The sequence below is a fragment of the Ruegeria sp. AE3 genome (assembly GCF_056542225.1).
The window spans coordinates 16,562-32,271 of record NZ_JBQFZL010000009.1 but is presented as its reverse complement, the minus strand read 5'-3'; the positions used below and the strand labels follow the sequence as shown (position 1 = coordinate 32,271).

17 protein-coding genes are annotated in these 15,710 nt (G+C 58.1%); 11 read left to right on the top strand and 6 right to left on the bottom strand.

Annotated features, from left to right (window positions below; all coding sequences use genetic code 11):
* Positions 1-111: 111 nt before the first annotated feature.
* Positions 112-294 carry a hypothetical protein gene (locus ACR0NZ_RS15145; RefSeq protein WP_480474781.1) on the top strand — a complete coding sequence of 61 codons (183 nt, stop codon included), beginning with the start codon at positions 112-114 and terminating at the stop codon, positions 292-294.
* A 161-nt stretch (positions 295-455) separates the two neighbouring features.
* On the opposite strand, the gene hemH is transcribed toward ACR0NZ_RS15145, so the two are convergent.
* Both hemH and ACR0NZ_RS15135 read right to left on the bottom strand, forming a co-directional pair.
* On the bottom strand, positions 456-1,505 hold the full coding sequence (hemH, locus tag ACR0NZ_RS15140) for a ferrochelatase (protein ID WP_480520007.1): 1,050 nt from the start codon (positions 1,503-1,505) through the stop codon (positions 456-458).
* A 57-nt stretch (positions 1,506-1,562) separates the two neighbouring features.
* On the bottom strand, positions 1,563-2,393 hold the full coding sequence (locus ACR0NZ_RS15135; protein WP_480520005.1) for a methyltransferase domain-containing protein: 831 nt from the start codon (positions 2,391-2,393) through the stop codon (positions 1,563-1,565).
* Between ACR0NZ_RS15135 and ACR0NZ_RS15130 the strand changes: the two genes are divergently transcribed.
* From ACR0NZ_RS15130 to ACR0NZ_RS15115, 4 genes are read left to right on the top strand one after another with little or no spacing between them, the layout of a single operon-like run.
* A complete protein-coding gene (locus tag ACR0NZ_RS15130) occupies positions 2,374-3,138 on the top strand; it encodes a double zinc ribbon domain-containing protein (protein WP_480474784.1) in 765 nt (254 codons plus the stop codon). The two genes, ACR0NZ_RS15135 and ACR0NZ_RS15130, sit on opposite strands and share 20 nt — an antisense overlap.
* Before the next feature lie 38 nt (positions 3,139-3,176).
* Positions 3,177-3,434, top strand: a complete 258-nt coding sequence (grxC, locus tag ACR0NZ_RS15125; RefSeq protein WP_480474786.1) for a glutaredoxin 3 — start codon at positions 3,177-3,179, stop codon at positions 3,432-3,434.
* On the top strand, positions 3,434-4,264 hold the full coding sequence (locus ACR0NZ_RS15120; protein WP_480520003.1) for a carbon-nitrogen hydrolase family protein: 831 nt from the start codon (positions 3,434-3,436) through the stop codon (positions 4,262-4,264). Before grxC ends, ACR0NZ_RS15120 begins: the two co-directional genes overlap by 1 nt.
* Positions 4,265-4,276: 12 nt before the next feature.
* Positions 4,277-4,717 carry a MarR family winged helix-turn-helix transcriptional regulator gene (locus ACR0NZ_RS15115; RefSeq protein ID WP_267363106.1) on the top strand — a complete coding sequence of 147 codons (441 nt, stop codon included), beginning with the start codon at positions 4,277-4,279 and terminating at the stop codon, positions 4,715-4,717.
* Positions 4,718-4,720: 3 nt separating this feature from the next.
* Here the strand turns inward: ACR0NZ_RS15115 and ubiG are convergent, their stop codons facing one another.
* Complete coding sequence (gene ubiG / locus ACR0NZ_RS15110) at positions 4,721-5,467, bottom strand: bifunctional 2-polyprenyl-6-hydroxyphenol methylase/3-demethylubiquinol 3-O-methyltransferase UbiG (RefSeq protein WP_480520001.1); 747 nt, start codon at positions 5,465-5,467, stop codon at positions 4,721-4,723.
* 48 nt (positions 5,468-5,515) lie between these two features.
* Between ubiG and pip the strand changes: the two genes are divergently transcribed.
* From pip to infB, 6 genes are all read left to right on the top strand, one after another.
* Positions 5,516-6,493 carry a prolyl aminopeptidase gene (gene pip, locus ACR0NZ_RS15105; RefSeq protein ID WP_480474792.1) on the top strand — a complete coding sequence of 326 codons (978 nt, stop codon included), beginning with the start codon at positions 5,516-5,518 and terminating at the stop codon, positions 6,491-6,493.
* Positions 6,490-7,311: an ABC transporter substrate-binding protein gene (locus tag ACR0NZ_RS15100; RefSeq protein WP_480519999.1), complete on the top strand. Its 822-nt coding sequence runs from the start codon at positions 6,490-6,492 to the stop codon at positions 7,309-7,311. Before pip ends, ACR0NZ_RS15100 begins: the two co-directional genes overlap by 4 nt.
* 160 nt (positions 7,312-7,471) lie before the next feature.
* Positions 7,472-8,062, top strand: a complete 591-nt coding sequence (rimP, locus tag ACR0NZ_RS15095; protein ID WP_480519998.1) for a ribosome maturation factor RimP — start codon at positions 7,472-7,474, stop codon at positions 8,060-8,062.
* Positions 8,062-9,681: a transcription termination factor NusA gene (gene nusA, locus ACR0NZ_RS15090; protein ID WP_480474797.1), complete on the top strand. Its 1,620-nt coding sequence runs from the start codon at positions 8,062-8,064 to the stop codon at positions 9,679-9,681. Before rimP ends, nusA begins: the two co-directional genes overlap by 1 nt.
* 22 nt (positions 9,682-9,703) lie before the next feature.
* Positions 9,704-10,327 carry an RNA-binding protein gene (locus tag ACR0NZ_RS15085; RefSeq protein WP_480474799.1) on the top strand — a complete coding sequence of 208 codons (624 nt, stop codon included), beginning with the start codon at positions 9,704-9,706 and terminating at the stop codon, positions 10,325-10,327.
* A gap of 8 nt (positions 10,328-10,335) precedes the next feature.
* Positions 10,336-12,822 carry a translation initiation factor IF-2 gene (gene infB / locus ACR0NZ_RS15080; RefSeq protein ID WP_480519995.1) on the top strand — a complete coding sequence of 829 codons (2,487 nt, stop codon included), beginning with the start codon at positions 10,336-10,338 and terminating at the stop codon, positions 12,820-12,822.
* A 66-nt stretch (positions 12,823-12,888) separates the two neighbouring features.
* On the opposite strand, the gene ACR0NZ_RS15075 is transcribed toward infB, so the two are convergent.
* The 3 genes from ACR0NZ_RS15075 to tdh form a co-directional block, all read right to left on the bottom strand.
* Positions 12,889-13,716: an alpha/beta hydrolase gene (locus ACR0NZ_RS15075; RefSeq protein ID WP_480519993.1), complete on the bottom strand. Its 828-nt coding sequence runs from the start codon at positions 13,714-13,716 to the stop codon at positions 12,889-12,891.
* A 3-nt stretch (positions 13,717-13,719) separates the two neighbouring features.
* Positions 13,720-14,604, bottom strand: a complete 885-nt coding sequence (locus ACR0NZ_RS15070) for a tryptophan 2,3-dioxygenase (RefSeq protein WP_480494561.1) — start codon at positions 14,602-14,604, stop codon at positions 13,720-13,722.
* 64 nt (positions 14,605-14,668) lie between these two features.
* Positions 14,669-15,697 carry an L-threonine 3-dehydrogenase gene (gene tdh, locus ACR0NZ_RS15065; RefSeq protein WP_480520144.1) on the bottom strand — a complete coding sequence of 343 codons (1,029 nt, stop codon included), beginning with the start codon at positions 15,695-15,697 and terminating at the stop codon, positions 14,669-14,671.
* Positions 15,698-15,710: the final 13 nt, after the last annotated feature.

The window sequence follows — 15,710 nt, the reverse complement described above, 5'->3', positions numbered from 1 at the left end:
AGGTCAAGTTGCAATTGCATTCCCGCTCTAATGCTGATTAGAAAAAACTACGAGGTAAGTCTTAGATGTGCGGCTCCGGATATTGGAACCGTGCAAATTCTGGAGGTTAATATGAAGAAACTCGTTCTCGCCGCAGCTCTGACTGCAGCAGCTTCGACTGCATATGCTGGCAACCTGAATGAGCCGGTTGTTGAAGCACCAGTTGTTGTTGAAGAAACTCAGGGTTCGTCGCAGGGCATTCTGCTGCCGCTGATCCTGCTGGTCGTTGTTGCTGCTGCTGTTGCTGCAAGCTAATCCGACACGGAATTCATGAAAAAGGCGGTGGAGCAATCCACCGCCTTTTTTAATTCCAACAGGTCTTCAAGCCTGTTGCGCGCCGAAGGGATACTGACGCGCCAGTATCAAGCCGAGCCTGACGTTCTCATAAGAGATTTGGCTTGTGTTCTGGAAACGCTTTACGCCAGCCACCCGCGCAGATTGTCTTCGATCACCTTTCCAAGTGCTGTGATATGGGCGCCGTCATCGTTAAGGCATGGAATATAGGTAAACGTCTCGCCGCCTGCTTCTTCGAAGCTCTCTTTGATTTCTTCGTTAATCTCTTCCAGCGTTTCGATGCAGTCCGCAGAAAACGCCGGGGCAATAACAGCAATGTTCTTTTTGCCTAGCTTCGCCAGGTCGGCCACGTGATCCACAGTGTAAGGTTTCAACCATTCTTCGGGGCCAAAGCGCGACTGGAAGGTCGATACCAATTGATCATCCGTCCAGCCCAATCGCTCCTTTAACAGTCTCGTCGTTTTAGCACACTGACAGTGATAGGGATCGCCCTGCTGCAAATACCGCTCGGGCATCCCATGATATGAGCAGACCAGAATGTCGGGTTTTGTTTCCATAGCCTCGTATGCACGTTCAACTGACTGTGCCAGCGCATCGATATAAATAGGTTCATCGAAATAGGCCGGAACGGTTCGCGTGGCGGGCTGCCAGGCTTCGTCCATCAGCGCGCGAAAGAACTGGTCGTTGGCGGTGGCCGTCGTTGCGCCAGCGTATTGAGGGTAAAGCGGAAAGAACAAGATGCGATCGCACCCTGCCGCTACCATCTCGCGCACTTTGGATTTGGTCGACGGGTTGCCGTAACGCATACAGAAATCGACCATGACCTGATCACCGTATCGTGCGTGCATGGCCTGGCTCAGCTTGGCAGTCTGGTCCTTGGTGATGGTCATCAGCGGGCTTTCGCCCTTTTCCTGATTCCAGATTGATTTGTATGCCTCGCCGGAACTGAATGGCCGTTTAGTCAGGATGATCGCCTGCAGAATCGGCTGCCATTTCCACTTCGGATAATCGATGACGCGCTGATCCGACAAAAACTCATTCAGATACCGACGCATCGGCCAATAGGTGTAATCGTCCGGCGTGCCCAGATTGGCCAGCAATATGCCGACGCGCCCCATCCTGATCTTGGGGTGATCCGTAGGAGCATGAGCGGGTCGCGTGGCATCAAACATATGAGGCTTCCTGAATTTCTTGCGTTAGGGCCTGAAATAAGGGGATTTGGTCGCGCGTCAATCGGGCAGTTTGCCCTCGTCGGTGCGCAAGGCGTCAGCCAAACGTGTTTGCGCCGACCCGGGACGCAGTGGCTTTGGTTGACTGTCGTGGGGGGCCCATCCCGTCAGGCAGATCAGTTCGAACGTGGCTGCCAGGCGCCCGGACCCCGTGGTGAAATGAGTCGCGTAGACGTTTTGCGCGGTTTCAAATACTGCGCGTTTGGTCGGGTGTTTCAGGCGCGCGGATAACGCATTGGCCTCACCCATATTCCGCAGATCGTGCATCAGGTGCCAGATGTCACGGTACTCAGCCGTGAGTGTCACCGAGTCTGCGACGGGCAAGGCCAGACCGGCCCGCTGCAACAAACCGCCCATGTCCCGCAGCTCGGCCATTGGAGCGATGCGGGGGCTGAGGCCACCGGTAACGTCAATCTCGGCCTGACCCAACGCCGCGCGCAATTCGTGCAGCGTTTCGCCGCCCAGACAAACAATCAGCAACAACCCATCGGGCTTAAGCGCGCGGTGGCATTGGATCAACTGACCTACCGGATCGTTTGCACAATGCAGTGTCATGGCGTGGATCACCAGATCATGTGCGCCGGGTTGCAGTGCCAGCACGTCGTTATCCGCAACGATCGAGGCTTCGGGAGAAGCGTCCGTCCAAAGCTGTGGGTAGGCCGTCACGATCGCTGCCGCCGTAAAGGTTTTGTTAACCATGGAGAGCCGATCCTGAACCTCGTCCATCGCGACGCGGTGCAGAAAAAGGGCGTCATCCTGCACGCGGTTGCGATGACGCAGAATGGCGGCACGGTCAAAAAGTGAGGGTGCAGTGGGTTCGGGCAGTTTCATAACTGGCAAGTATCGTATCGCGCAACGGATTCAAACCGCACTTGCGCTGATTTATCCACCACGTTGCATGGGGTGCGGCGACCTGACCGAGTCCGATTTTGGCCTGTGTGGCCCGTGCTGGCGGGAAACGCCATTCATTGGCGGCACGGTCTGTGAAAGTTGCGGTCTGCCCCTGATCGGAGGGCAGGACGAGTTTCGGACCGAGTGCGATGATTGCCTGAAGACCGCGCGCCCCTGGAGGGCAGGCCGCGCCGCGCTTTTGTATGACGGCAAGGCGCGGTCACTGATCCTGGCGTTGAAACATGGTGATCAGCCCGAACTGGCCCGCCCTGCCGCGCAGTGGATGGCGCAGGCAGGGCGCCCATTGCTGCGAGCGGGTATGGTGATTGCTCCGGTTCCTCTGCATTGGTCACGCTTGCTCAAAAGGCGATACAACCAGTCAGCTCTCTTGGCGCAGAACCTGGGGCGTGAGACAGGATTGAAATGCGTGCCCGATTTGTTGATTCGCAAAAAAAAGACGCCGGTGCTGGACGGCAAAACAGCAGCCGAGCGGGCACAGATCTTGGAAGACGCGATATGCCTTCAACCCCGAAATGCCCGCCATCTAACTGGCCGGAACGTCTTGCTGGTAGACGACGTGATGACGTCCGGGGCAACACTGGCCGCATGCACTCGGGTCTGTCAGGCGGCGGGGGCAAATCATATTTTTGTGTTGGCTCTGGCGCGCGTTGCTAAGAATGCCTAATTCGCCCAAGATTGCGCGAAATCCGAAGGGAACGGAAAATGAAGTCGGTAGAGATCTATACATCGCCACTGTGCGGGTATTGTCATGCAGCCAAACGCCTTCTGAAGCAGAAAGGTGTTGAGTTCAAGGAAATCGACGTGCTGATGCACCCCAAACGCAAACCTGAAATGATTCAACGTGCCGGAGGCAAACGCACGGTCCCGCAGATTTTCATCGGCACCACGCATGTCGGCGGTTGCGATGATTTGTACGAGTTGGAGCGTCAGGGCAAGCTTGACCGTCTGCTTGCGGCCTGATGAAAACCGCGCTGCTGCAAGTCACCTCGTCGGACGATCCGGCTGAAAACCTCGGGATGGTACGAGGCCTGATGGCTGAAGCGGCAGAACAGGGCGCCCGCTTTGTTCTGACGCCAGAGGTTACGAATTGCGTTTCGACCAGCACCACACGGCAGCGCGCGGTTTTACAACATGAAGAAGATGACATCACCTTGGCGGGCCTGCGCGAACAGGCTGCTGATCTGGGTGTATGGCTTCTGATCGGCTCGTTGGGGCTCAAGACTCATGACAATGACGGTCGTTTTGCCAACCGCTGCTTTATGATCGGACCGCAAGGTCAGATCGTGGCGCGGTATGACAAGATCCATATGTTCGATGTGCAGGTCACCGAGACCGAGACGTTCCGCGAATCAAAGAATTACCGCCCAGGCGAAAAAGCGGTTATCGCCGAAACGGATTTCGGCAAGGTTGGTCTGACCATCTGTTACGATATCCGCTTTCCATATTTGCACGCGGCACTGGCGGAGGCGGGCGCGCGCATTCTGACCGTCCCGGCCGCGTTCTCGCCGGTCACGGGTGCCGCGCATTGGGAGGCCTTGCTGCGCGCACGTGCAATCGAAACCGGGTGCTGGGTGCTGGCCCCGGCCCAAACTGGGGAACATCCAAAAACCGGCGGTAAAACACGCTATACTCACGGTCACAGCATGGTCGTCGACCCGTGGGGAAAGGTGCTGATCGACGCAGGGACCGATCCAGGCATTCACATTTTCGATTTGGATGATAGTTCTGTAACTGAGGCACGCCGACGTGTCCCTTCACTGCACCACCGCCGATCCTTCGACGGACCCTGACAGAACGGAACAATGACAGACGACACCAATGCCCTAGCGGTCACGCTGTTCAGCGAGATCCTGACCGCCGACCAGCTATTGCGGAACCGGCTTAGCCGCGTGCTGCCCAAGGGCATGGAAATCTCGCATTTCTCGGTTCTGAACCACCTGGCTTTTGTCGCGGATGAGCGCAGCCCGGCGCAGCTGGCCAACACGTTCCACGTCACCCGCGGCGCGATGACAAACACCTTGGCCAAGCTGGAATGGGCCGGATACATCCACATCCGACCCGATTGGGACGATGCCCGCCGCAAGATGGTGGCGATCAGCCCCGCCGGTAAACGCGCGCGGGATCAGGCGATTTCCTCGATTGCCCCGTTGATCAACCGCGTGGTCGGAGAGTTGGGGGACGACCGTGTTCGTTCGACACTGCCGGTGCTGCGCGATCTGAGAAAGCAGCTGGAAGGGGAATAACCCTCAGCCCGGTTTCACACTCGCCGTCACATAGTTCACGCTTAAATCCCGGTCCGAAATCGACCAGCTCCACAGGATCGGGTTGAACACGAAACCCTTGCGGTCCACCGGCTCGACCCCCGCTTGGCGCAGCAGGTCGAACAACTCGTCAGGGGTGATGAACTTGTTCCACTCATGCGTGCCGCGCGGCAGCCAGCGCATTACCACTTCGGCCCCGAAAATTGCCATCGCATAAGATTTCGGGTTGCGGTTGATGGTTGAGCAGATCAGCAGCCCGCCGGGCCTGAGCAACTGCTGCGAGGCGGTCAGGAAACCCGCCGGGTCGGCCACATGCTCGACCACTTCCATGTTCAGGACCACGTCGAACTGCTCACCCGCGGCGGCCATGTCTTCGGCTGTGGTGTGGCGATAGTCGATCTGCAAACCGGACTGCTCGGCATGGATTCGCGCAACAGGCAGGTTGCCTCCGGCGGCATCGGCCCCGACGACCTCGGCCCCCAGACGCGCCATCGGTTCGCTCAGCAGACCACCGCCACAACCGATATCCAACAGGCGCAGACCTTCGAACGGTTTCCGCGCTTTCAGATCGCGGTCGAATTCACCAGCAATCTGCTGTGTGATATAATCCAAACGGCAAGGATTCAGCATGTGCAAGGGTTTGAATTTCCCATGAGGATCCCACCATTCCGCCGCCATCGCTTCGAATTTTGCGATCTCGGATGGATCCACCGTGTTCGGATGCGCTTGCATTCCTGTCTCCGTATGCTCTTTTACGCTTAAGGACTATATAGGGCCATAATGGACAAGTACCCGGACCAAAAGCGCGCAGTTCAATATCTGTACCCGCCGATCGACCCGTTCGACCAGCGTATGGTCGATATGGGCGACGGGCACCGTATCTATGTGGAACAATGCGGTAATCCCGAAGGCATACCGGTGCTGATCCTGCATGGCGGTCCGGGTGGCGGTTGCAGCCCTGCAATGCGCCGCTACTTTGATCCGCGTGTCTACCGGGTGATTCTATTTGATCAGCGTGGGTGTGGCCGGTCTCGCCCCACGGCTTCGGTTGAAAACAACACGACATGGCATTTGGTGGCCGACATTGAACGGTTGCGCGACCTGCTCGAGATTGATGAATGGATAGCTTTTGGCGGCAGCTGGGGCGCGACCCTTGCCTTGATCTACGCGCAGTCGCATCCCGACAGGGTCAGCCGTTTGGTGCTGCGGGGCGTGTTTCTGGCAACTCAGGCTGAACTTGACTGGTTTTATGGCGGCGGAGTGGGGCGTTTCTGGCCGGAGCAGTGGCAGAAATTCACCGCGCTTTTGCCCGAGGCCGAGCTGAAGGACACCATCACCGCCTATAACAAACGCCTGTTCTCGGGGGACCGCGCGACCGAGACCCTGTATGCGCGGGCATGGTCGCACTGGGAAAATGCGCTGGCATCGATCCATACGAACGGATCAGTGGGCGAAAGTCCCGGCGAATACGCCCGTACATTTGCGCGGCTCGAGAATCACTATTTCTACAATAAGGTGTTTCTGGAAAAGGATGGGCAGATCCTAGATCAAATGGACCGGATCGCTCATATCCCGGGTCACATCGTGCAGGGGCGATACGACATGATTTGCCCGCCGCAGGCCGCCTGGTCGCTAAGCGAACGCTGGCCGAATGCCGAGATCAAGATGGTACGTCAGGCCGGTCATGCGCTTTCTGAACCTGGGATCAGCGCAGAACTGATCCGGATCATGGATCGCGTGGCGGAGGGTTTGGCATGACACGCATCGACCGCCGTGCCTTGTTTGCTTCGGGTGCCGCCGCCGCGCTGCTTGCCGCGACAGGCGCGTCTCTGGCGGACAGACCCGAGAAAGGTGGAACGCTGCGATTGGCCGTGCCGCGCGACGACAGTCTTGAGCAGGTGGCGCGCGGTGCTGTTTTCGACACGCTGACCGAGATCGCCCCGGATGGCACTTTGCGGGGCGAGCTTGCGACGGGCTGGCAAACCGACGCCAATGCGAAGGTCTGGAGCTTTGATCTGCGCAATGATGCGGTGTTCCACGACGGCGCGCCTTTGGACATCTCAGACGTTGCGACCGTATTGGCCGAAGTCGGGTATACCGAGGCATTGACCGCCAACCGTTTGCGGCTGGAACTGGCCGAGGCAAATCCGGGCCTTCCATTCCTTTTGGCGGAAAGTCGTTTTGTCATTGCCCGCAATGGCGAAGGCGTCACGCCGCTACACAGGGCCAACGGTACGGGTTGCTACCGTGTCGAGCGCGCCGAAGACGGGCGACATTTCCTGGGTCGCCGTGTTTCGGGACATTACAAGGACGGTCAGGCCGGTTGGGTCGATGCATTCGAAGTGATCGTTATTCCCGATGCCCGTGTCCGCGCCGAGGCATTGCGCGATGGCTACGTCGATATTGCGGCTTTCCCAGATCCGTCCGAGATCCGCAGTACGCGCGGTCTTCGCTTCCATCCTTCCGAGACCGATATGGCACTGGCCGTTTCTGGGACGGTGGGATTGCCGCGGCAGATTGCCGGACGCACGGTTCTGGACGACGGTCGTATCGCTGAACGGTGGTGGATCGTGTAATTCCGGGTGATACTTCTGTCGGGGGTTGCAGACTCGGATCATCCTGCGTATATGCAGTTTCAACAGCGGCGCGTTGGACTTCCGGTCCAAGGCTCCACCGGAAAATTCGACGGGCCGCGCGCCCGTTTTTTTGTGCCCGATTGACAGGGTAGAGAACCTGATGACAAACGAACTAATAGCCAAAGCTGCCATCGACCGGCGACTTGCCGAGATCATCACCCCGGTGATCGAAGACCTGGGGTATGAGCTGGTCCGTGTCCGGCTGATGAGTGGCAAGCAGACCACGCTGCAAATCATGGCTGACAAACCTGAAGGCGGCATCGAAGTGGATGACTGCGCCGAGATTTCGAATGCGGTCAGCGCCACCCTGGATGTGGAGGACCCGATCCTCGACGCCTATACGCTTGAGGTGTCCAGCCCCGGTATCGACCGCCCCCTGACGCGCCTCAAGGATTTTGAGACTTTTGAGGGGTATGAGGCCAAGATCGAAACCTCTGAACTGATCGATGGCCGCCGCCGGTTCAAAGGGGAACTGGCCGGGATCGAAGGGGAAGAGGTTCTGATCAATATTCCCGAAGGGTCCGAGACGATCACAATCGGCCTGCAATTCGACTGGCTGAGTGATGCCAAGCTGGTCCTGACCGATGATCTGATCAAAGAAATGCTGCGCCAGCGCAAAGATGCAGGCGCCCTGAACGAAAAAGCTTTCGACGAGATTGAGACCGAAGGGTCCGAAGAGGAGACGAACTGATGGCAATTACCTCAGCCAACCAGCTGGAGCTGCTGCAGACTGCCGAGGCCGTGGCCCGCGAAAAGATGATCGACCCCGGTCTGGTTGTCGAAGCGATGGAGGAATCGCTCGCCCGCGCTGCCAAGAGCCGCTACGGCGCCGAGATGGACATTCGCGTGTCGATCGACCGCAAGACCGGCAAGGCGACATTCACCCGTGTGCGCACCGTGGTCGAGGATGACGAGCTTGAGAACTATCAGGCCGAATTCACCGTCGAACAGGCCAAACAGTACATGGAAGACCCGCAGGTCGGTGACGTTTTTGTTGAAGAAGTACCGCCGGTCGAAATGGGCCGGATCGCGGCGCAGTCCGCCAAGCAAGTGATCCTGCAAAAAGTCCGCGAAGCCGAGCGTGATCGTCAGTATGAGGAATTCAAGGATCGTGCGGGCACCATCATCAACGGTGCCGTCAAGCGCGAAGAATTCGGCAATGTTATCGTCGATCTGGGCGGTGCCGAGGCCGTTCTGCGCCGCAACGACAAGATTGGGCGCGAAAGCTATCGCCCGAATGATCGTGTGCGCGCGTATATCAAGGAAGTCCGCCGCGAAGTGCGTGGCCACCAGATCTTCCTGTCGCGTACCGCTCCGGAATTCATGGCCGAGCTGTTCAAGATGGAAGTACCGGAAATCTATGACGGTATCATCGAGGTCAAGGCCGTGGCCCGTGACCCAGGTTCACGCGCCAAGATCGCCGTAATTTCCTATGACGGCTCGATTGATCCCGTTGGCGCTTGCGTTGGTATGCGCGGCAGCCGCGTACAGGCCGTTGTGAACGAACTGCAGGGTGAGAAGATTGACATCATCCCGTGGAACGAAGACCAACCGACCTTCCTGGTGAACGCGTTGCAACCTGCCGAGGTTTCGAAGGTTGTTCTGGACGAAGAAGCAGGCAAGATCGAGGTTGTGGTTCCTGAAGAGCAACTGTCTCTTGCAATCGGTCGTCGCGGTCAGAACGTGCGTCTGGCAAGCCAACTGACCGGCCTGGACATCGACATCATGACCGAAGCTGAAGAATCAGCACGCCGTCAGAAGGAATTCGAATCTCGTACCAAGCTGTTCATGGACAGTCTGGATCTGGACGAATTCTTTGCGCAGCTGCTGGTGTCCGAAGGCTTCACCAATCTCGAAGAAGTTGCCTATGTCGAGATTGATGAACTTCTGGTCATTGACGGCGTCGATGAAGGCACCGCGCAGGAACTTCAGACCCGGGCGCGTGAATTCCTGGAAGCCCAGGCCAAAGCCGCTCTGGATGCCGCGCGCGCATTGGGTGCCGAGGATAGCCTCATTGAATTCGAAGGCCTGACACCCCAGATGGTAGAGGCTCTGGCCAAGGACGATGTGAAGACGCTGGAAGACTTCGCAACCTGTGCAGACTGGGAACTGGCCGGTGGCTGGACCACAGTTGACGGTGAACGCGTCAAGGATGATGGCGTGCTGGAGCCCTTTGGCGTCACGCTCGAAGAAGCACAGGACATGGTCATGACTGCGCGTATCCTGTTGGGTTGGGTTGATCCGGCCGAGCTGGAGCAGGCGGAAGAAGACATCGACGGCGACGCAGCAGACGAGGAGGTCGAGGCCTGATCTCAGGTCTCGGGTGGCGCGTATGGGTCGCGGTGGCGTCCATAAGGATCGGTCTGACGGACCCGAACGCAAGTGCATCGCCACAGGCGAGGTTCAGCCTAAATATGGCTTGATCCGCTTTGTGACGGGGCCGGACGGCCAGGTCTTTCCGGATGTCGCGGCAAAGTTGCCGGGGCGGGGCGTTTATGTGGCGGCGGATCGTGCCGCGCTGGACAAGGCCATTGGCAAGAAACTGTTTGCGCGGGGGTTCAAGGCACAGGTGACCGTGCCTCAGGACCTGACGGCAGAGGTTGAAAAACAGATCGCGCGCCGTGTGATTGAGTTGCTCAGTCTGGCGCGCAAGTCCGGCGACGCGGTTGCCGGGTATGAAAAGGTCAAGTCGTGGCTGGACCGGGAAGAGGCTCAGGTGCTGATTCAGGCCACTGATGGATCGGGGCGCGGCAAGTCGAAGCTCAGTACGCCGCACTTAGGAAAATACATCGGTTGGCTGACGGCAGACGAATTAGGGCAAGCATTTGGGCGCCAAACGGTGATTCATGCGGCCTTGGCCTCTGGCGGACTCGCCAAACGTGTTGTAGAGGAAGCGCAGCGCCTGCGTGGCTTGCGCGAAACGGATGACGGCGGCAAGGGCCGCGCGGAAGGGTAAGAAGCTTTATGAGCGATAGTGACGGCAAAAAGACATTGGGTCTTCGTGGCGGGGCACGCCCCGGAAATGTGAAACAGAGTTTCAGCCACGGACGCACCAAGAATGTCGTGGTGGAAACCAAACGCAAGCGCGTGGTGGTCCCCAAGCCGGGCGCGGCAAAGCCGGGTGGCGGTGCCGCCCCTTCGGGTGATCCGTCGCGTCGTCCCGCAGGTATTTCCGACGCGGAAATGGCGCGCCGTATGAAAGCTTTGCAGGCTGCCAAGGCCCGCGAGGTCGAAGAGGCCGCTGAACGCGAAGCCGCTGAAAAGGCACGCGAAGAAGAACGTGTGCGCCGCCGTGCGGAACAGGAAGCGAAAGAGCGCGAGCAGCGTGAAGCCGAAGAGCGCGCCCGTCAGAAAGCCGAAGATGAAGAGCGCAAGCGCGTGGAGGCTGAAGAAGAAGCCAAGCGTGCTGCTGTTGCTGCTGTCGCTTCGCCGGCCCCTGAAGAAGCCAAAGCTGCACGCAGCCCGGCCAGCAAACCTGCGCCTGCAGCCGCGCCTCGCAAGCAGGATCGCGAACGCGAACAGCGCGGTCGTGGCAAGGGCCGCGAAGACAACCGTCGTTCAGGCAAGCTGACACTGGGTCAGGCCACTGGTGACGAAGGCAGCCGCCAGCGGTCGATGGCAGCGATGAAGCGCAAGCAGGAACGCGCCCGTCAGAAAGCCATGGGCGGTTCGGTCGAGCGTGAAAAGGTGATCCGCGACGTACAACTGCCTGAGGCGATCATGGTCTCGGAACTGGCCAACCGTATGGCCGAGCGTGTGGCTGACGTGGTCAAATCGCTGATGCAGATGGGTATGATGGTCACGCAGAACCAGACCATCGATGCCGATACTGCCGAGCTTATCATTGAAGAATTCGGCCATAAAGTCACCCGCGTCTCTGATTCGGATGTCGAAGACGTCATCAAAGAGATAGAAGACAGCGAGGACGATCTGAAGCCCCGTCCACCCGTCATCACCATCATGGGTCACGTCGACCACGGGAAAACATCGCTGCTGGATGCAATCCGCGATGCGCGCGTTGTGGCTGGTGAGGCCGGTGGCATCACCCAGCATATCGGCGCCTATCAGGTGAAAACCGATGGTGGATCGACGCTGACATTCCTGGATACACCCGGCCACGCGGCGTTTACCTCGATGCGTTCGCGCGGTGCTCAGGTGACCGATATCGTGGTTCTGGTTGTCGCTGCCGATGACGCGGTCATGCCGCAGACAATCGAGGCGATCAATCACGCGAAGGCGGCCAAAGTGCCGATGATCGTGGCGATCAACAAGATCGACAAGCATGATGCAAATCCGGACAAGGTGCGCACCGATCTGTTGCAACACGAGGTGATCGTCGAGAAAATGTCGGGTGAGGTTCAGGACGTAGAAGTGTCCGCCATCACCGGTCAGGGTCTGGACGAGCTGCTGGAAGCCATCGCATTGCAGGCCGAGATTCTGGAGCTGAAAGCCAACCCCGATCGCGCAGCCCAGGGTGCCGTGATCGAGGCGCAGCTGGATGTAGGCCGTGGTCCGGTCGCGACCGTTCTGGTTCAGAACGGCACGCTGCGTCAGGGCGATATCTTTGTTGTGGGTGAGCAGTACGGTAAGGTCCGTGCGCTGATCAATGACAAGGGTGAACGCGTTCAGGAAGCGGGTCCTTCGGTTCCGGTCGAGGTTCTGGGTCTCAATGGCACACCGGAAGCCGGTGACGTTCTGAACGTGACCGAGACTGAAGCACAGGCGCGCGAGATCGCCGCCTACCGCGAGCAGGCCGCCAAGGACAAACGCGCTGCCGCCGGTGCCGCTACCACCCTTGAGCAGCTGATGCAGAAGGCCAAGGAAGACGAAAGCGTCACCGAACTGCCGATTCTGATGAAAGCGGACGTGCAGGGCTCGGCTGAGGCCATCGTTCAGGCGATGGAGAAGATCGGCAACGACGAGGTACGCGTGCGCGTATTGCATTCGGGCGTGGGTGCAATCACCGAAACCGATGTCGGTCTTGCCGAGGCCTCGGGTGCTCCGATCCTGGGTTTCAACGTGCGGGCCAATGCGTCTGCCCGGAACACGGCAAACCAGAAAGGTGTCGAGATTCGCTATTACTCGGTTATCTACGATCTGGTGGACGACGTGAAAGCTGCCGCATCGGGTCTGTTGAGCGCCGAGATTCGCGAGAAGTTCATCGGTTACGCCGAAATCCGCGAAGTCTTTAAGGTCACCGGCGTTGGCAAGGTTGCCGGCTGTCTGGTTACCGAAGGTGTGGCGCGCCGTTCCGCCGGTGTCCGCCTGCTGCGCGACAACGTGGTGATTCACGAAGGCACGCTGAAAACACTGAAGCGTTTCAAGGACGAAGTGGCCGAGGTTCAGTCGGGTCAGGAATGCGGTATGGCATTCGAGAACTACGATGACATTCGCGCAGGCGACGTGATCGAAATCTTCGAGCGCGAAGAAGTCACCCGCACGCTGGACTAACCCGGCATAAGTTGAAAACGAAAAACAGCGACCCCCTTAGGCCGCTGTTTTCATTTGTCGAGGCGCTTATTTTGTTTGGGGCAGAAACGTAGCTGAATGCATGATGATATCGAAATGATGCATTCCTTGCGCGAGCATAAAGCAGACAGAGTGTCCGGACTTTCGCAGCCTTTCGGCATAGTCACGGCTTTGGCGAATGAACTCATCCGTATCCCGTTCGGCCACCGAAACATGGTATCGAGGACCGGGCCGGGGCAGATTGCGGATGGGTGACAGATCGTTGACCTCGACCGGTGTCAATTGCAGCGGATCGTTCACCGACATCAGGCTGATCGGTTCCAGGTCGTATATGCCGCTGATCAGAAGCACATCCCGCACCCGGAGCCCCGCTTTGGCAAGGGCGTCTGATGAGGTTGCCATCACCATCGCCGCCAGATGCGCGCCTGCACTGTGACCTGACAGGGTGATCCGCGACGGGTCGAACCCCAACTCCTCAGCCTGGGCCGCCAGCCACAACAACGCGTCACGGCACTCGTCGATCATGTCGCCAATCCGGGCATCGGGTGCCAGCGTGTAGTTCACAGTCGCAAAAGCTTGCCCGTGTTCCAACAGCCCCGGCGCCATCAGAGACGACTCATTCTGGCTGAGCGCCTGCCAGTACCCGCCGTGAATGAAGACGTGCAGGGGTGCCTTGTCATCGCGAGCGGGAAAGAAATCCAAAACTTGAAGGGGGCTGTCACCATAAGCCAGACTTTCCCGTACCGGAAAGTCGGCCCGCGCCTGAGCACTCAGCGCCTGATAACTGGCAAGATAGGGGCTCAGGTCGCCGCCGATCATTGTGCTGGGAGAGTACTCCCGCTCCAGATCGGATTGCGAAAATCCTCGATACAACATGTCTTAGTTCTGCCCGCTATACATCAATTCCGTACGCACGTCGTAAAGGTCGTGGAAAAACCGCAGCTCCAGCGCCTTTCGCAAAAAGGCCACGCCGCTTGAGCCACCAGTGCCAGGTTGCATCCCGATCACGCGCTCAACCGCGGTGGCATGGTCAAAGCGCCAGCGTTGAAACAAACTTTCCACATCCATCAGCTTTTCGGCCAAAGCATAAAGATCCCAGTATTTTTCAGTGTTTCGAAACACCTCCACCCAAATTTGCACCACGCGCGAATCGCCGGAATAGGGTTGGGCGTAATCGCGTTCGATCAGATCTTTGGGCACATCGAACCCTTGGCGGGCCAACATGTGCAACACCTCGTCATAAAGCGACGGTTTGGTCAGTGCGGCATTCAGCATCTCCATCACCTCTGGGTCATGCGTATGGACCTTCAGTGTTGAGGCATCCTTGTTGCCGAGAATGAATTCGATCTGCCGATACCCGTAGCTCTGAAACCCTGACGAGCTGCCAAGAGCCTGCCGAAACGTCATATAGTCGGCAGGCGTCATGGTCAGCAGGGTTTCCCAAGCCGCAATCAACTGCCGTTGAATGGCCTTGATTCGGTCGAGGTTTTTCATGGCTGGGCCAAATTCATCCTGTTGCAGAAAACGGCGCACCTCGACCAGTTGGTGGTGCATCAGTTTCAGCCACAGTTCGCTGACCTGATGGATAATAATGAACAGCATCTCGTCCGGCTGCGCAGGGTCCTGAAAGGTCTTTTGCAGATTCAGCAGCGTTTTGAGTTGCAGAAAATCTCCATAGCTTTTGCGATGTGTCTCGGCGAAATCAGTGATCAGAGTGTCTTCGACACCTCTTTGCAACAGACGATCGTCTTTGTTCTCGCCCATCTCATGCCTCCCTTGTGCGATCCTTGCACCTGTCTAGGCGCTGAGTTCGTAACTTTCCAGCGGGTTAGGTCCAGTCAAGGACAACCTTGCCTGAGAGGCCGGATTTCATCGCGGCAAAACCATCCGCGAAATCATCAACCGCAAAGCGATGCGTGATCACGCGGGACACATCCAAGCCATTTTGCAGCATGGCGATCATCTTGTACCAGGTCTCGAACATTTCGCGACCATAGACACCCTTGATTGTGATCGCCTTGAAAACGATACGCGACCAGTCGACTGGAGATTTCCCCGGCGGTATCCCCAGCAAGGCGATTTTCCCACCCATAACAAGCGCTTCGACCATCTGGTCAAGCGCGCCTTGTGAGCCGGACATTTCAAGCCCCACATCAAAGCCTTCTTTCATTCCTAGCTGTGCGATGATGTCGTGCAAATCTTGTTTGGAAACATCAACGGTCCGCACCGACGGCACGACATGTTCCGCGAGTTTCAATCGTTCATCGTTTATGTCGGTAATCACAACGTTACGGGCACCTGCATGGCGGGCAACGGCGGCGGCCATGATGCCAATGGGTCCTGCGCCGGTGATCAGGACATCTTCGCCAAGAAGATCGAAGCTTAACGCGGTGTGTACCGCATTGCCCAGCGGATCAAGGATTGCCCCGATCTCATCCGGGATATCGTCCGGCAGGGGAACAACATTGAAGGCAGGCAGTTTCAGGTATTGCGCAAACGCGCCCTGTTCATTCACCCCGATCCCGCGCGTGCCGGGGTCGAGGTGAAACTTGCCTGCGCGGCTTTGACGGCTTTCAGTGCCGATCAGATGCCCTTCGCCGGAACAGCGCTGCCCAACGTTCAGGCCGGTTACGTTGCGCCCAATCTCAACGATTTCCCCAGCGAACTCATGACCAGTGATCATCGGAACCGGAACGGTGTGAGAGGCCCACTCATCCCAGTTCCAGATGTGAATGTCGGTACCGCAAATTCCGGTCTTGTTGATCTTGATCAGCACCTCATCAGGCCCGATTTCCGGGACCGGGGCCTGTACCATCCACAACCCCTCTTCGGGTTTCGACTTTTCCAGCGCATTCATCGTGTTGGGTCGC

What these genes read in the sequence shown, in the direction of transcription:
- ACR0NZ_RS15145 (WP_480474781.1), top strand. Translation starts at nt 112, where the DNA reads ATGAAGAAACTCGTTCTCGCCGCAGCTCTGACTGCAGCAGCTTCGACT.
- hemH (WP_480520007.1), bottom strand. Translation starts at nt 1,505, where the DNA reads ATGTTTGATGCCACGCGACCCGCTCATGCTCCTACGGATCACCCCAAG.
- ACR0NZ_RS15135 (WP_480520005.1), bottom strand. Translation starts at nt 2,393, where the DNA reads ATGAAACTGCCCGAACCCACTGCACCCTCACTTTTTGACCGTGCCGCC.
- grxC (WP_480474786.1), top strand. Translation starts at nt 3,177, where the DNA reads ATGAAGTCGGTAGAGATCTATACATCGCCACTGTGCGGGTATTGTCAT.
- ACR0NZ_RS15120 (WP_480520003.1), top strand. Translation starts at nt 3,434, where the DNA reads ATGAAAACCGCGCTGCTGCAAGTCACCTCGTCGGACGATCCGGCTGAA.
- ACR0NZ_RS15115 (WP_267363106.1), top strand. Translation starts at nt 4,277, where the DNA reads ATGACAGACGACACCAATGCCCTAGCGGTCACGCTGTTCAGCGAGATC.
- ubiG (WP_480520001.1), bottom strand. Translation starts at nt 5,467, where the DNA reads ATGCAAGCGCATCCGAACACGGTGGATCCATCCGAGATCGCAAAATTC.
- pip (WP_480474792.1), top strand. Translation starts at nt 5,516, where the DNA reads ATGGACAAGTACCCGGACCAAAAGCGCGCAGTTCAATATCTGTACCCG.
- ACR0NZ_RS15100 (WP_480519999.1), top strand. Translation starts at nt 6,490, where the DNA reads ATGACACGCATCGACCGCCGTGCCTTGTTTGCTTCGGGTGCCGCCGCC.
- rimP (WP_480519998.1), top strand. Translation starts at nt 7,472, where the DNA reads ATGACAAACGAACTAATAGCCAAAGCTGCCATCGACCGGCGACTTGCC.
- nusA (WP_480474797.1), top strand. Translation starts at nt 8,062, where the DNA reads ATGGCAATTACCTCAGCCAACCAGCTGGAGCTGCTGCAGACTGCCGAG.
- ACR0NZ_RS15085 (WP_480474799.1), top strand. Translation starts at nt 9,704, where the DNA reads ATGGGTCGCGGTGGCGTCCATAAGGATCGGTCTGACGGACCCGAACGC.
- infB (WP_480519995.1), top strand. Translation starts at nt 10,336, where the DNA reads ATGAGCGATAGTGACGGCAAAAAGACATTGGGTCTTCGTGGCGGGGCA.
- ACR0NZ_RS15075 (WP_480519993.1), bottom strand. Translation starts at nt 13,716, where the DNA reads ATGTTGTATCGAGGATTTTCGCAATCCGATCTGGAGCGGGAGTACTCT.
- ACR0NZ_RS15070 (WP_480494561.1), bottom strand. Translation starts at nt 14,604, where the DNA reads ATGGGCGAGAACAAAGACGATCGTCTGTTGCAAAGAGGTGTCGAAGAC.
- tdh (WP_480520144.1), bottom strand. Translation starts at nt 15,697, where the DNA reads ATGAATGCGCTGGAAAAGTCGAAACCCGAAGAGGGGTTGTGGATGGTA.